15 protein-coding genes are annotated in these 14,128 nt (G+C 67.9%); 5 read left to right on the top strand and 10 right to left on the bottom strand.

The window, feature by feature from the left end; all coding sequences use genetic code 11:
* The first annotated feature begins 47 nt into the window (after positions 1-47).
* The 3 genes from IMZ29_RS15925 to IMZ29_RS15915 are packed head-to-tail and all read left to right on the top strand — an operon-like array spanning position 48 to position 2,514.
* Complete coding sequence (locus IMZ29_RS15925; protein WP_216185911.1) at positions 48-1,871, top strand: ATP-binding cassette domain-containing protein; 1,824 nt, start codon at positions 48-50, stop codon at positions 1,869-1,871.
* A gap of 60 nt (positions 1,872-1,931) precedes the next feature.
* On the top strand, positions 1,932-2,195 hold the full coding sequence (locus tag IMZ29_RS15920) for a ribbon-helix-helix domain-containing protein (protein ID WP_216185909.1): 264 nt from the start codon (positions 1,932-1,934) through the stop codon (positions 2,193-2,195).
* 4 nt (positions 2,196-2,199) lie between these two features.
* Positions 2,200-2,514 carry a type II toxin-antitoxin system RelE/ParE family toxin gene (locus IMZ29_RS15915; protein ID WP_216185908.1) on the top strand — a complete coding sequence of 105 codons (315 nt, stop codon included), beginning with the start codon at positions 2,200-2,202 and terminating at the stop codon, positions 2,512-2,514.
* 28 nt (positions 2,515-2,542) lie between these two features.
* Here the strand turns inward: IMZ29_RS15915 and IMZ29_RS15910 are convergent, their stop codons facing one another.
* From IMZ29_RS15910 to IMZ29_RS15875, 8 genes are all read right to left on the bottom strand, one after another.
* Positions 2,543-3,262 (bottom strand): GntR family transcriptional regulator, encoded by a 720-nt coding sequence (locus tag IMZ29_RS15910; RefSeq protein WP_216185906.1) that lies wholly within the window; start codon positions 3,260-3,262, stop codon positions 2,543-2,545.
* Between the two features lie 20 nt (positions 3,263-3,282).
* Positions 3,283-3,663, bottom strand: a complete 381-nt coding sequence (gene hpxZ / locus IMZ29_RS15905; protein ID WP_216185904.1) for an oxalurate catabolism protein HpxZ — start codon at positions 3,661-3,663, stop codon at positions 3,283-3,285.
* A gap of 11 nt (positions 3,664-3,674) precedes the next feature.
* Positions 3,675-5,162 (bottom strand): AtzE family amidohydrolase, encoded by a 1,488-nt coding sequence (locus IMZ29_RS15900; protein WP_253207177.1) that lies wholly within the window; start codon positions 5,160-5,162, stop codon positions 3,675-3,677.
* Positions 5,159-5,371 (bottom strand): DUF4089 domain-containing protein, encoded by a 213-nt coding sequence (locus tag IMZ29_RS15895; protein WP_216185902.1) that lies wholly within the window; start codon positions 5,369-5,371, stop codon positions 5,159-5,161. The genes IMZ29_RS15900 and IMZ29_RS15895 overlap by 4 nt, the downstream gene beginning before the upstream one ends.
* A gap of 11 nt (positions 5,372-5,382) precedes the next feature.
* The gene (locus tag IMZ29_RS15890) at positions 5,383-6,201 is read right to left on the bottom strand and encodes an ABC transporter ATP-binding protein (RefSeq protein ID WP_216185900.1); all 819 of its coding nucleotides are present in this window, start codon (positions 6,199-6,201) and stop codon (positions 5,383-5,385) included.
* Complete coding sequence (locus IMZ29_RS15885) at positions 6,201-7,034, bottom strand: ABC transporter permease (protein WP_216185898.1); 834 nt, start codon at positions 7,032-7,034, stop codon at positions 6,201-6,203. The genes IMZ29_RS15890 and IMZ29_RS15885 overlap by 1 nt, the downstream gene beginning before the upstream one ends.
* Before the next feature lie 3 nt (positions 7,035-7,037).
* Positions 7,038-8,054, bottom strand: coding sequence for an ABC transporter substrate-binding protein (locus tag IMZ29_RS15880; RefSeq protein WP_216185896.1), 1,017 nt, complete (start codon positions 8,052-8,054; stop codon positions 7,038-7,040).
* A gap of 252 nt (positions 8,055-8,306) precedes the next feature.
* Positions 8,307-9,422 carry a CaiB/BaiF CoA transferase family protein gene (locus IMZ29_RS15875; RefSeq protein WP_216185894.1) on the bottom strand — a complete coding sequence of 372 codons (1,116 nt, stop codon included), beginning with the start codon at positions 9,420-9,422 and terminating at the stop codon, positions 8,307-8,309.
* A gap of 167 nt (positions 9,423-9,589) precedes the next feature.
* Between IMZ29_RS15875 and IMZ29_RS15870 the strand changes: the two genes are divergently transcribed.
* Positions 9,590-10,282: a nitroreductase gene (locus IMZ29_RS15870; RefSeq protein ID WP_216185892.1), complete on the top strand. Its 693-nt coding sequence runs from the start codon at positions 9,590-9,592 to the stop codon at positions 10,280-10,282.
* A gap of 138 nt (positions 10,283-10,420) precedes the next feature.
* Entirely contained in the window at positions 10,421-11,233 is an 813-nt protein-coding gene (locus tag IMZ29_RS15865) for an SDR family oxidoreductase (RefSeq protein WP_216185890.1), read from the top strand.
* A 124-nt stretch (positions 11,234-11,357) separates the two neighbouring features.
* Here the strand turns inward: IMZ29_RS15865 and IMZ29_RS15860 are convergent, their stop codons facing one another.
* Both IMZ29_RS15860 and IMZ29_RS15855 read right to left on the bottom strand, forming a co-directional pair.
* Entirely contained in the window at positions 11,358-12,470 is a 1,113-nt protein-coding gene (locus IMZ29_RS15860) for an anhydro-N-acetylmuramic acid kinase (protein WP_216185888.1), read from the bottom strand.
* A gap of 154 nt (positions 12,471-12,624) precedes the next feature.
* The gene (locus tag IMZ29_RS15855) at positions 12,625-13,926 is read right to left on the bottom strand and encodes a M23 family metallopeptidase (RefSeq protein ID WP_253207176.1); all 1,302 of its coding nucleotides are present in this window, start codon (positions 13,924-13,926) and stop codon (positions 12,625-12,627) included.
* Positions 13,927-14,128: the final 202 nt, after the last annotated feature.

Genomic DNA, 14,128 nt, shown 5'->3' with positions numbered 1-14,128 from the left:
GCCCTTCACTCGACGCCCAGCGTGCTCCGCTGGGCGTTTGCACTCGCATGGCACTCATCAGTCTTACCAACGTCCAGCTGGCCTTCGGCCACCACCCGCTGCTCGATCATGCCGACTTCGCCCTCGAAGCCGGCGAGCGCGTCGGCCTGATCGGCCGCAACGGCACCGGGAAATCGTCGCTTCTCAACGTGTTGGCCGGGCTGACCCAGCCGGACGACGGTCAACTCGTGCGCAACGGCGGACTGACCACGGCCATGGTGCGCCAGGAACCGGATCTCGATGACACCCATACGGTGTTCGAGGCCGTCCTGAACGAGACTGACGCCCCCGGCCACGATGCCGATCCGGATAGCTGGCGTCGCCCGGCCATGGTGCGGGCCCTGCTGGACCGGCTTGCGATGCCGGCCGATGCGCCCGTGGCTGGTCTGTCGGGCGGCATGCGCAAGCGCGTGGCGCTGGCGCGTGCGCTCGCGCAGTCGCCGGATGTGCTGTTGCTGGACGAGCCGACCAACCACCTCGACTTCGAAGGCATCGCCTGGCTCGAGGAAACGCTGCGCGGCTTTGCTGGCGCGGTAGTCGTCATCACCCACGATCGGCGCTTCCTGGATGCCGTCGCCACGCGCATCGTCGAACTGGACCGTGGCCGGCTCTCGAGCTATCCCGGCAACTTCAGCGAGTACCAGCGCCGCAAGGCCGAGCATCTGGCTGCCGAAGCGCTCGAGAACGCGCGCTTCGACAAGCTGCTGGCCCAGGAAGAAGTGTGGATCCGCAAGGGCGTGGAAGCCCGCCGCACGCGCAACGAAGGCCGTGTGCGCCGCCTGGAATCCCTGCGCAACGAGCGCCAGGCCCGCCGCGACCAGACCGGCAACGTGTCACTCGCTGTGGACGTGGGCCAGCGCTCGGGCAAGCTCGTGGCCGAGCTCACCGACGTCGCCAAGTCCTTTGGTGACCGGACGGTGGTGCGTGACTACAGCACTACGGTGCTGCGCGGGGACCGCATCGGCCTGATCGGGGCCAATGGCGCCGGCAAGACCACCCTGCTCAAGCTGATCCTGGGCGTGCTCGAGCCCGATGCCGGCCAGGTCCGGCTGGGCACGAACCTGGAGATCGCCTACTTCGACCAGATGCGCTCGCAGCTGGACGAGGAGGCCACGCTGGCCGACGTCATCAGCCCGGGCAGCGAGTGGGTCGAGATCGGCACGCAGCGCAAGCACGTGATGACCTACCTGGGCGACTTCCTCTTTCCGCCCGCGCGCGCACACTCCCCCGTGAAGAGCCTGTCCGGCGGCGAGCGCGCCCGCCTGCTCCTGGCCCGGCTCTTTGCCCGCCCGGCCAACGTGCTGGTGCTGGACGAGCCCACGAACGACCTGGACATCGAGACGCTGGAGCTCCTGGAAGAGTTGCTGCAGGAATACAGCGGCACGGTGTTCCTCGTGAGCCACGACCGCACCTTCCTGAACAACGTGGTCACGTCCACCATCGCGGCCGAAGGCGATGGCCGCTGGCGTGATTACGTGGGTGGATACGACGAATGGCTGGCGCAGCGCCCTGCCCCCGTGAAGGCAGAGACGGCCAAGCCTGCCAAGGCCAAGGCCGCCCCCGCGGCGGAGCCTGCGGCGGCAGAACCGGCGGCCAAGAAAGCCAAGACGGGTCGGCTCAGCTCCTGGGAGCTGCGCGAACTGGAAGGCCTGCCCGCCGCCATCGAAACGCTGGAAGCCGAGCAGCAAACACTCTCGGACAAGCTCGTCGATCCGGACCTCTACAAGGATGGCAACGACGCCGCAGCCGCCATCCACGCCCGTATCGAGGCCATCGAGACCGAAATGCTGACCAAGATGGAGCGCTGGGAAGCGCTCGAATCGCGGCGGTGAAGCGACAGCGTATTCATTTTTGGGTATATTGAATACGCATCGAAAGCCTCAGGTACCGCTATGCCCCGTACGACACCACCGACTACGTTGACCGTCAGGCTGAACGAAACGCTGAACGCGTTCGTGGCGGCCAACGTGGGGGACGAGGGATCCTACGAGAACGTCAGCGAGTATGTTCGAGACCTCATCCGACGCGACAAAGAGCGCGTCGAGCGCGAACGGTTTGATCGGTTGAAGGCTGAACTCGTCCATGCCTTCCACGCCCCTGAAGAAACATATCAGCCGCTGACTGCGGCTCAGGTCATCTCGCGCAACCGGGATTGAGCGCATGGCGCAGATCCGGATTCAGGAAGCGGCTTCGTTCCGTCTCGACGAGATCTACCGCTATACCCGTGACCGTTGGGGCGACGCGCAAGCCGAGCGCTACATCACGGGCCTCTTTCAAGCCTTCGAGCGGATCGACACCCATGCGGTGGCGTCACGTCCTGTACCGGCAGAGTTCGGCGTCCAGGGCTACTTCTTCCGGTACGAACGTCATGTCGTGTACTGGCGCAGACTCGCCAACGGCGATGTCGGCATCGTGACCATCCTGCATGAACGCATGCACCAGATAGAACGCTTTCGCGAGGATTTCGGGATTTGAACTGCCACTGTTCGAGAGACGCGGCGCCTCAGCCGATCTGCCTCGCCAGATGCATCTGATGCAGCGTGATGCTGCGCACTTCGGCCTGGCTTGCGCCGATGTGCGCACTCAGGCGCGCGGTCGCGTCCTGCGCATCGCCCGCCAGAATCGCCCGAAGGATGGCCGCGTGCTCGTCATAGGTGGCCTGCACGCGGGCAGGCTTGGTGAAATCCAGCCGGCGCACGATGCGGATGCGCTCGGTGACGTCCCGGTGCGCGCGCGTCATCTCACCGTTGCCCACGGCCTCCACCAACGTGCAATGGAAGGCTTCGTCCCATCGGCCCACCTGTGCCGCATCGGTGAGGCGCTCGTGCGCCGGGACGAGCCAGAAGGCGGCCAGGCCATCCAACGTCAACTGCGCCTGGGCTGACGGCCCCGCGCACAGGCGTCGCACGGCTTCCACTTCGTACACCGTGCGCAGATCGTAGAGCTGCTCGAAACGCTCGAAATCGAAAGGCAGCACGCGCCAGCCGCTGCGGAACTGGACCTGGACGAAACCCTCCTGCTGGAGCCGAAAGAGCGCCTGGCGCACGGGGGTGCGGGAGACGCCCAGGCGCTCGCTCACCTCGGCTTCGGTGAAGCGATCGCCCGGCACCAGCCGAAAGCTGCCGATGTCGGCCTTCAGACAGACGTACACATCGTCCGCGCGAGAGCGTCTTGCCGATTCGCCCGGGGTATCTGCTTCGAAGTCTGCAGCCAGACTGGCCATGACGTCTTCCTTGGCGCCACTCAGGCGGTCTTCATGAGGCTCACGTGAGCGGCGGCCACCTTCCAGCCCAGCGGGGTGCGAATCCAGGTCTGACTCTGCCGGCCGACGGCCGCACTGCCCTCGCGCTGGAACTCGATATTGGCCGTGGCCGTGTCGCGCCCGTAGGTGGTGATCACGCTGCGCAGCACGGTGCGCGCGAGCCCGACCGCCGGACGGCCTGCCCGGAACGCCTGGATCTCGTCGTAGCCGTAGAGGTTCTCCGTGGCGCCGTAGCGCAAGGTGTGCGGGCTGTCCCAGAAGAGTTCGTCGAGCACGGCGACGTCGTTGCTGGTGAGTGCCTTCTCATAGCGGTCGAATTGTTCGGTGACTTCGGCCACCACGTCAGGAAGATTGATCTGCATGGAAAGGTCGTTCAAAGAGAGACAGGACGCAGGCAGGCCACGCCGGCCTGCTCCAGTGCGCGTGCGGCACGCAGGGCAAGGTCTTCGCGCCAGGGTGCAGCGATGAGCTGGACGCCGATGGGCAGGCCATCGGTGCCGTCCGGCCACATCGGCGCCGTGGCGACCGGGCAGCCGGCGAAAGACACCGGCTGGGTGAGCAACCCCACAGCCGCGCGCGCCGGGTAGGTCGTGCCATCCAGCGTGAGCCACTCCGTGCCGATCTCGGGCGCAGGCACCGGCGTCGCTGGCGCGAGCAGAATGTCCCAATCGGCGAACAAGGCGTTCACGCGCTGGCTGTAGACCCGGCGAAACCGGTGCGCACGCGACACCCAGTGGGCGGGCTGGAGGGCGCCGGCGATGAAGCGGTCCACCGACAACGGCTCGAAATCCGCCGCGCGTGCGCGCAGGTCCGCCAGGTGCAGGCTCCCGCCCTCGGCCGCGGTGATGATGAAGGCGGCGGCGCGCGCGAGCGCCGCATCGGGCCACTGCGCCGTACCGGTCGCCCCCAGCACGCGGGCTGCGGTCTGCACGGCGGCACGCGCGGGCGCGGTGGCGAGCGATTCGAAGTAGCCATCCAGCACGCCGATGCGCAATCCCGCCACGCCCGCATCGACGCCCGCCGACACTGGCTGCACGCGCTGGGCATGGCAGCCAGGATCGTCGGCGTCCGGGCTCTGCAAGGCGTCGTAGGTGATCGCCAGAAGCTCGGCCGAGTCCGCGAATGGACCGAGGTGATCGATGCTGTGCACGAAGGGATAGGTACCGCGCCGCGACAGGCGCCCGAAGGTGGGCTTCAATCCCCACACGCCACACAGCGAGGCGGGCACGCGGATAGAGCCGTTGGTGTCCGACCCCAGCGTGACCGGCACCTGACCGGCGGCGACCGCCGCGCCCGAGCCGCCGGACGATCCGCCCGCGATCCGGCTCGGATCGTGGGGATTGCGCGTGGGGCCGTCATGCGTGTTTTCGGTGGTGAAGCCGTAGGCATACTCGTCCATGTTGAGCGCGCCCACCAGCACTGCACCGGCCTCGCGCAGGCGCTCGACGAGGAACGCGTCCGCCGTGGCCGGCGCATGGTCACGGTTCACTTTGGATCCCGCCAGCGTGACTTCGCCCTCGATGTCGAAGAGGTTCTTCACGGCGTAGGGCAAACCTGCGAGCGGCGGCAAGGTCTCGCCGCGAGCACGGCGGGCATCGATCGCGTCGGCCTCTTGCCGCGCGCGCGAGGCCGTGCGACCGGTGAAGGCGTTGACCGTATCGTTCGTGGCATCGATGCGTGCCAGGCACTCCTCCAGCCATGCCCGTGCGGTCGTCTCGCCGCGGGCGATGGCAGCCAGGCGTTCGAGCGTGGGGCTGCTCGCAGCGCCCGGCGCGGGCGGATCGGCCGCGCGTACGCTCTGGGCAGGCCGGTCATCCATTGAGAAGACGGGCGGTTCGGGATATCGCGAAGGGCTCGTCATGCAGGCTCTCCCTGGGTCGGGAAGGCCGCTGGGCAGAAGAGCGCCACCGGCTCGTCCTCGACGCCGAGATCGAACGCCTCGAGCTGCGCGGCCATGGCGGCGGTGCGGCCGAGATGACCCGCCACGCGGGCAGCGGCGGCGTCGTCTAGCGTCAGGCCGAGAAAGCGAGCACTCGCGATCACATAGGCCAGCACGATGTCGTCTTGCATGGACAGGCTCCTCAACGACGGACTTCGCGCTGGAAGATCTCCAGGCTGGTCCGCTTGGTGGTGACAAAGCTCGGCTCGGAGAGCGTGCTCACCGTGCGCGGGCGCGCATCGGTGTAGTCGATGATCTCGGCCACGCGCGTGGGCCGCTTGGTGAGCAGCAGGATCTGGTCGGCCAGGTAGACGGCCTCCTCCAGGTCGTGCGAGACGAGCATCATGGTGGTGCCCGTCTGCATGAAGACTTCCTGCAGCTTCTCGCGGATGAAGAGCGTCATCTCGTAATCGAGCGCCGAGAACGGCTCGTCGAGGAACAGCACCTCCGGGCCAGGCGCCAGCGCCCGCATGATCGAGGCGGTCTGCTGCTGCCCGCCAGAAAGCTCGTAGGGATAGCGGCGCAAGTCGAACTTCACGTCGAAGGAGGCCACGAGCTCCTCCATGCGACGATCCACTTCGGCCTTGGAGCGCCCCTCGAGCTTCAGGGGATACGCGATGTTGTCGATCGTGCGCATCCACGGGAACATCGCTTCGCGATAGTTCTGGAAGACATAGCCGATCTTGGTGTCCTTCAGCGACTTGCCGTCGAAGAGGATCTCGCCCGAATCGATGGGGATGAGGCCCGCGATCATGTTGATCAGCGTGCTCTTGCCGCAGCCGTTCGGCCCGAACACCGAGACGATGCGGCCCTTGGGGATGTCGAGATCGAAGTCCTCGTACAGCGGCCAGCCCGCGAAGTACTTGGTCAGCCCACGGATGGTGATGTGGGTGCCGGCCGGGCCGGCGCGAAACGGGCGCGCCGGCACATCGGCAAAGACAGGGGCGTTCACGTGGCTCATCAACGGCCGCTCCAGTGGATGATGCGCTTCTCGAGCACCAGGAAAAGAATGTTGAGCACGTAGCCCAGCACGCCGGTAGCCAGGATGGCCGCGTACATGTCGCGCACGTTCATCACCTGTTGCGAATTGATGATCCGGTAGCCCAGGCCGCTGTCCGAGCCGATGAACATCTCGGCCACGATGACGATGACCAGCGCCATGGACACGGCCGAGCGCAGGCCCACGAAGCTCGGCTGCAGGCTCTCCCAGACCAGCACGTCACGGAACACCTGCATGCGCGAGGCGCCCATGACCTTGGCCGCCATGACGCGCTGCTTGCGCGCGTTCATGACCCCGTAGGCGCTGTTGAAGACCACGATGAGGAGCGCACCGAACGCCGCGATGGCCACCTTGTTGATGTCCGAAACGCCGAAGATCATCAGAAAGAGCGGGATCAGGGCGGACGATGGCGTCGAGCGGAAGAAGTCGATCAGGAATTCCACGCTGCGGTACGCGCGCTCGTTGCTGCCGAGCATGATGCCCAGCGGCATGCCCACGATGGCGGCGATCAGGAAGGCCTGCACCGTACGCGAGACGGTGACCGCGAAGTCCGTGAGCAGCGAGCCGCCCGCCAGCCCCGTCATCAGGGTGGCCAGCGTGTCCGCCGGCGGCGGCAAGAGGATGGGCCGGATGTAGCCCGTGCGCACCACCAGATCCCACACGATGAAAAGGATGATGGGCCCGATGAGCGGCAGCATGCGATCGAGCAGCGGCTTGCGCGGCGCGCCCGTGCTGCCGGCCGCCGCCGGGGGTGACCACGGCGTGGTCGCAGGGGTGGCGTTGCCATTGGCCATACATTACCCCTTGTAGAGCATCGACTCGACCATCAGGCGCTTGGGAAACACGTTGCGCTCGGCGAAGAGATCGAAGAAGGTCTGGAAGTAGCCGATGTCCTCGGGCGTGAACTCGTTGTAGAGACGATAGGCCGCGAGCGGCACCTCACGGGTGAGTTCGCCCTCGATGGGCGTGTAGCCCTTCAGGTACTGGCGGGCTTCGTCGGGGTTGTCGCGCACCAGGGTCACGCCTTTGGCGTAGGCAGCGATGAACTGCTTGGCGGCCTCGGGATGCTTCTTGATGAATTCGCCCGTGAGCGAGGCGGAGCCGCCGAACCAAGGCGCCTTCGGGTCGCCCAGTACATAGCGTGCGATCACGCCGGCCTCGAGCACGCGCGTGGTGCCGTTCAGGCGGCCGATGGTGCCGGTGGGCTCCAGCGTGTAGCAGCCATCGAGCTGGCCGGCAGCCAGCGCGGCGACGTGCTGACCGATGGGCAGTTCCACCACGGTGGCGCCCTTGGCGCCGCCACGTTCGAGCACGGTGCGCGCCAACGTGACGTTCTGGATGCCGGGGCCCGAGCCGACGCGCTTGCCCGCCAGGTCCGCGAGGGTCTGGACCGGGCTGTCCTTCGGTACCAGCACCTGATCCAGCACGTTGTCGACGTTGCTGGGGTTGGAGCAGAAGATCTTGAACGAGCCCGGTGCCGCCAGTTCACCGACGGCGATGTTTCCGGAGCCGACGCCGTTGGCGCTGGCATCCACGCGGCCCGAGAGCATGCCTTCCATGACTTGCTGGGCGCCGGCAAAGCGCAGGGCCTCGACGTTCAGGCCCGCGTCCTTGAAATAGCCGCGTTCGAAGGCGGCGTAGAACGGCAGGCCCGCCGCGATCGGCCAGTAGCCTACGCGAATCGTCGGGCCCGACTGGGCACGCACCAGTGCCGGGGCACCCAGCACCGACAGGGCGACGGCACCGGCCTGCAGCACGCGACGACGCGACGGGCTGACGGTGGCGGAAGAGAACAGGGGGCTTTTCACGGACATGGTGACTCCAGGGCTGCAGCGAGTGAGGCAAAGGATCCATCGCTCGCGCCGCGCCAGGGCATGCGCACCATCTTGGCGCATCGGCGCACTGCCTTGGTCAGTCCTGTCGCATGCCCGCGCCGTGCGCTCGGCACGGACGTGAATGGCAGACAAAGGAAGGTACAACGAGGCACGGCGAGGATTCCATCTTGTGTACAAGACGAAATGCAAGACCTATGCCAAATGCGCTCTTGGGAGCCGTGGCCCCCGCGTTCAGCGCGCCGCGCGCCAACCTGCCGTGATGTCCTCGAGCTGATGACCATCGCGCTGGACGCCCCGCGGGATCGCCGAGGGCGTGCGCGAGAAGCGCGGCGCCGGTGCCGGCTGCAGGACGCCATCGACCTCGACCAGCGCCTCGCGCGCCTGGTTGTGCGGGTGCAGCGCTGCCTCTTCCAGATCGAGCACCGGCGCGAAGCACGCGTCCGTGCCTTCGAGCACCTCGACCCAGTGCGCCCGCGAATGCTGGCGGAACGCGGTGGCGAAGGCCTCGCGCAGGGCAGGCCAGCGGCGAGTGTCGTACTGCGCTTCGCGAAGTTCGGGCGGAATGGCAAGGCGCTCGCAGGCCAGCGCGAAGAACTGCGGCTCGATGGACCCAATGCTCACGTACTGGCCGTCGGCCGTCTCGTAGGTACCATAAAACGGTGCGCCGCCATCGAGCAGATTGCTGCCGCGCGCGAGCCCGAACTGACCCCGCGAGCGCTGCAGGTAGGCCAGGCTCATGAGCGAGAGCGTGCCGTCCGAGATGGCCGCATCCACGATCTGACCTTTGCCGGACGCCTTGGCCTCGTGCAGGGCCGCGAGGATGCCCACCAGCAGGTACAGGCTGCCGCCGCCGTAGTCGCCCACGAGGTTCAGCGGTGGCACCGGGGCGCCGCCCGCCGGGCCGATGGCATGCAAGGCCCCGGCGATGCTGATGTAGTTGATGTCGTGGCCAGCCGCCTGGGCGAGCGGCCCCGTCTGGCCCCAGCCCGTCATGCGGCCGTACACGAGGCGCGGGTTGCGCGCGGCCACGACGTCGGGCCCGAGCCCCAGGCGCTCCATGACGCCAGGCCGAAACCCCTCGATCAGCACGTCCGCCTCTTCCAGCAGCGCCAGCACCCGATCGCAATCGGCGGGCTGCTTCAGATCGGCCTGCACCACGCGCCGGCCACGGCCGACGATCCCGCCGCCGTGATCGCCGGATTTGCCGGGCCGATCCACGCTGACGACGTCCGCACCCATGTCGGCCAGCATCATGCAGGCGAAGGGGCCGGGGCCGATCCCGGCGAATTCGACGACGCGCAGGCCCGCGAGCGGGCCCTGGGCGGTGTCAGAGCGTTGGGGCTGCATCCTGAGTCTCCTGGTGTTCTTTTGACGGACCAGTGTACGAGCCCGCCCAGGCACTGCACATGGCCGGGAATGACACAAGGTAGGCTGGAAATCCCACGGTATGCTTGGTGACCCATGAACGACGCGCGACACGACCGCCACGCGCGCCCCCGATCCGGAGACTCCTGATGCACGCCCCCGTTCCTGCCGGCGCCGCCGACACCCTCTTCGCCCTGCAGCAGTCGCGCTACAGCTGCCGCGGCTTTCTGCCTGAGCCGGTGCCGCGCGCCATGATCGAGCGCATCGTGACGGCCGCTCAGTCGACGGCCTCCTGGTGCAATGCGCAGCCCTGGCAGGTCCACATCGCGAGCGGCGCGGCGGCAGAGCGCTTTCGCAGCGAACTCAACGCCTACCTGCAGACGCACGACGCCACGCCGGATTACGACTTCCCGCGGGAGTACACGGGGGCCTACCAGGCGCGCCGCCGGGAATGCGGCTTTCAGCTGTATGAAGCCGTCGGCGTGGCGCGTGGCGATCGTGAAGCCTCGCATGCCCAGGCCATGCGGAATTTCTTGCTCTTTGACGCACCCCACGTGGCGCTCATCACGAGCGAGGCGGACCTGGGCACCTACGGCGCCGTGGACTGCGGCGCCTACGTGGCGAACTTCATGCTGGCCGCGCAGAGCCTGGGCGTGGCCACCGTGCCCCAGGCGGCGCTCGCGCGCTACCCGGCATTTGTCAGGACATTCTTCGGCCTGCCCGAGAGCCGGCTGGTCGTGTGCGGAATCTCCTTCGGCTTTGCGGACATGGCGCACCCCGCCAACCAGTTCCGCACGCGGCGCGCGGACATGGCCGAAGTCGCCCAATGGGTGGAGACTTAAGCGGCCTCACCCCGCGCCGCTAGCGTTGCGGCCAATGCCCGTGTCCGAACCGGCCATTGTCAGGGCGGCGCGCAACGCAAACAATCGAGGCATCGAACGGGCGGCGCCACGCCCGCACCATTACCAGGAGACTCCCCCATGCAAGACGCCTTCCGCGACCAGGTCCTCGCCGGCAAAGTCGCGCTCATCGCCGGCGCCTCGAGCGGCATCAACCTGGGCATCGCCCAGCGCCTGGCCGAAGCCGGCGCCAAGGTCATGCTCATCAGCCGCAGCCCCGAGCGCATCGAGGCCGCGGCGCGCACGCTCACCGAGGCGGGCCACACCGCGCTCGGGCGAGCCGCCGACGTGCGCGACTACGACGCCATCGCCGCTGTCTGCCAGGAAACCGAAGACACCTTCGGCAAGATCGACATCGTGGTCTCCGGGGCGGCGGGCAATTTTCGCGCGCCGGCGGCGCACCTGTCGGCCAACGGCTTTCGCACCGTCATCGAGATCGACCTGATCGGCAGCTTCAACGTGCTGCGCGCGAGCTTCGCGCACCTGAACACCCCCGGGGCGTCGCTCATGTCCATCACGGCGCCCGGCGCCGTGCGCCCCAGCACGTTCCAGGTTCATGCGAACGCCGCCAAGGCGGGCATCAACCAGATGACGCGCTGCCTGGCCATGGAGTGGGGCCCGGCGGGCATCCGCGTAAACGCCATCTCGCCCGGCCCGATTGCCGACACCGAGGGCGTGGCGCGCCTGGCAGCCACGCCCGAGCGCGAGCAGGCGCTACGCAATCGGCTCGCCCTGCGCGACTACGGCACCAAGCGGGACATCGCCGACGTGGCGCTCTTTCTGAGCACCGAGAACGCGCGCTACATCACCGGCACGGTCATCGACTGCGACGGCGGCAGCGGCCTGGGCGACGCGTCGGAAGATGCGTTGACGGCACCGCCGCCACGCGGCTGAGGCGTTGAACACGGCGCGGGGCCGGGACGCCACGCCCTGCGCTGCCCCATATCCGCCCAGCGTCTCCTGGTGGCCTGGGAGAGTCCGCCGTCTGTGACAGCTTCCGGCCCGCTCGCCGGCGCCGTCAGGCCGGATACAGAGCGCCCAGCACCCTTGGCCCCCGTGCCCCGGTCACATCGGGCAGATTGCCCGCCAGCCCTTCCACATGCGCATGCGCGAGCCACGCGAAGGCCAGCGCCTCGACCTGCTGGGCCGGCACGCCCAGCGCATCCGTGGGCTCGACCGGTAACGGTTGCAAGGCCTGCCGCAGCGCGTCCATCAGGACCGGATTGGCTGCGCCGCCACCGCCCACGTAGATGGCCGTGGTGCCCGGCGCATGCGCGCCGATGGCATCGGCCACCGTGCAGGCCGTGAAGGCCACCAGCGTGGCCTGCACATCGGCCGGTGCCATCTCGGCGCCGCGCCGCGCGGTGAACTCGGCCAGGCGCTTGTCCAGCCACTCGGCGTGGAAGTCATCGCGTCCGGTGGACTTGGGCGGCGGCACGGCGAGCCAGGGTGTCGAGGCGACGAAGTGGGCAAGAAGGGCCGCGTCGACCTGACCCTGCGCGGCAAAAGCTCCACCGGCGTCGTAGGCGGCGCCCGTATGCCGCTGGCACCACAGATCCAGCAACGCGTTGGCAGGCCCCGTATCGAAGCCGATGACCTTGCCCGGCCCACGCCCGGGCAGGACGGTGATGTTCGCCATGCCACCGAGATTCAGCACCACGACTGGATCCGCGCCACCGAAGACGGCCTGGTGCAGACCGCAGGCCAGGGGCGCGCCCTGACCGCCGGCGGCCACGTCGCGGCTGCGCAGGTCCGCCACCACGGCGATGCCGGTGGTTTCAGCCAGGCGCGCCGGGGCGTTCAATTGCAGCGTGTAGCCCGCGGCCGGCTGGTGGCGCACCGTCTGCCCATGTGCGCCGATCGCTCGCACGGCAGTGGCCTCGACGCCCGCCGTGGCCAGGAGGTCGCTCACCACCCCGGCATAGAGATCGGCCAGCGCGTTGGCCGCCAGGGCGGCACGATGCAACTCGTTCTCGCCCGCACGGTTCAGCGCCAGCATCTGCTCGCGCAACACCGCATCGAACTCCCGGCTGGCATAGGCGAGCACACGCGGCGGCGCTGCTGGCGGGAAATCCACGAGCACGCCATCGACGGCGTCGACGCTGGTGCCGGACATGAGGCCGATGAACATGGAGGACTCCAGGGAAGAGGACGTCCGGCGCTGATGGGCTCACGCGCGCAAGGCGCCGGCCAGGACAGTGCGCAGCGCGACGTCGAATGGACGACGACCCCGGGCAAGGCCGGGGTCGTCGGGAACAGCCAGGATCAGGCGCGCGCGCCGAGCCTCAGTTGCTGTCGCCCTCGGGAGCCAGGGCCACGGCGTTCTCGCTGTCGAGAATGCCATCCTGGGCCTTTTGCAGCGCCGCCAGCATCTCGAGCTGGCCGCGGTAGCCGGCGACCTTCTCGTTGAAGCGGGCCAGCGACTTGCCTTCGAGCGAACGAGCGATCGGCAGATCCGTGGATTGCGGATCGACCTGGACGCCGGCGATGCGGAATTCATAGTGCAGGTGCGGACCGGTGGCCATACCCGTGGAGCCCACGTAGCCGATCAGTTGACCCTGCGAAACGCGTTGACCTTGCTTGAGATTCGAGGCGAAGCCGCGCAGGTGAGCGTACAGCGTGGTGTACTGACCGTGGTGCTTGACGATGACGGTGTTGCCGTAGCCGCGCTGCGAACCCACAAACTCGACGACGCCGTCGGCCGTGGTATTGACGGGCGTTCCAGGGGGCGCGGCATAATCCACACCCTTATGGCCACGCATGGTGTTGAGCACCGGGTGGCGGCGCATGCCGAAGCCCGAGCTCACCCGCGTGAATTCCAGCGGCACGCGCAGGAAGGCGCGGCGGCGGCTCGAGCCGTCCAGCCCGTAGTAGCCGCCCGACTCGCCGGCTTCCTCGGGATCGAACCACACGGCTTCGTAGGATTTGCCGCCGTTGATGAATTCCAGGGCCAGTACGCGACCGCTGCGCGCATTCACGCCGTTGGAGTTGTAGGTCTCGTAGACGACGCGGAACTGGTCGCCCGATCGCAGGTCGCGGAAGAAGTCCACGTCACTCGCCAGGATGTCGATCATCTGGCGGGTGATGTTGTACGGCACGCCGGCCGCGTCGGTCGCGCCGAAGAGCGAGCTGCGGATGGTGCCCATGGCCACGTTGACCTGGCGCTCGGCGGGGATCTTGTGCTCGGTGGCGGCGAAGCCGCCTTCCGGCGTGCGCATCACTTCGAGAAGCTGCTGGACGACTTCGCCGTCGGACTCCGTGCCCGGCGTGTGCACGTAGCGCAGCCAGCGCAGCTCGCCTTCGGCATCCGTGGCGACCTGGACGGCGCGGCCCGGGTAGAGTTGATAGATGCTGCGCGCGGCCGGCTCCTGGACCAGGAAGCGCTGCAAGGCCGCGTCGCTCACATCGAGGCGGTTGAGCATGCTCGCCACCGAATCGCCGCGCTGGATGCGCTCTTCGCGCACGTACACGGCGGGGCTGGATTCGTCCGTGACGGTCGCGAAAGGCGTGGCCGTGGGGAGCGCAAGGGTTTCCGTGATGCGTCGCACGTCCGGCATCGCGGTGGCGTCGGCATTTTGAGATACCATTCCGACCGCTCCCGCCGCGCCGAAGAGGCCGAGGGCGCAGAGGATCAGAAATCGGCGGGTGAAGTCGGACTTCCTGGTGCTACCGGGCCTGGAACCGAAAAGCATTATTGACGTACCTGGACGTTGTTACCAATAGGTCTCCCAGTGGCCGCTTGAGACGCGGCGCGGACGTTCGAATGAACCTGGGACACTGCGCGAACAA

The sequence above is a fragment of the Verticiella alkaliphila genome (assembly GCF_018904615.1).
GTDB lineage: Bacteria > Pseudomonadota > Gammaproteobacteria > Burkholderiales > Burkholderiaceae_B > Verticiella > Verticiella alkaliphila.
The sequence above is the reverse complement of the archived record's forward strand: the minus strand, read 5'-3'. Positions and strand labels throughout refer to the sequence as shown.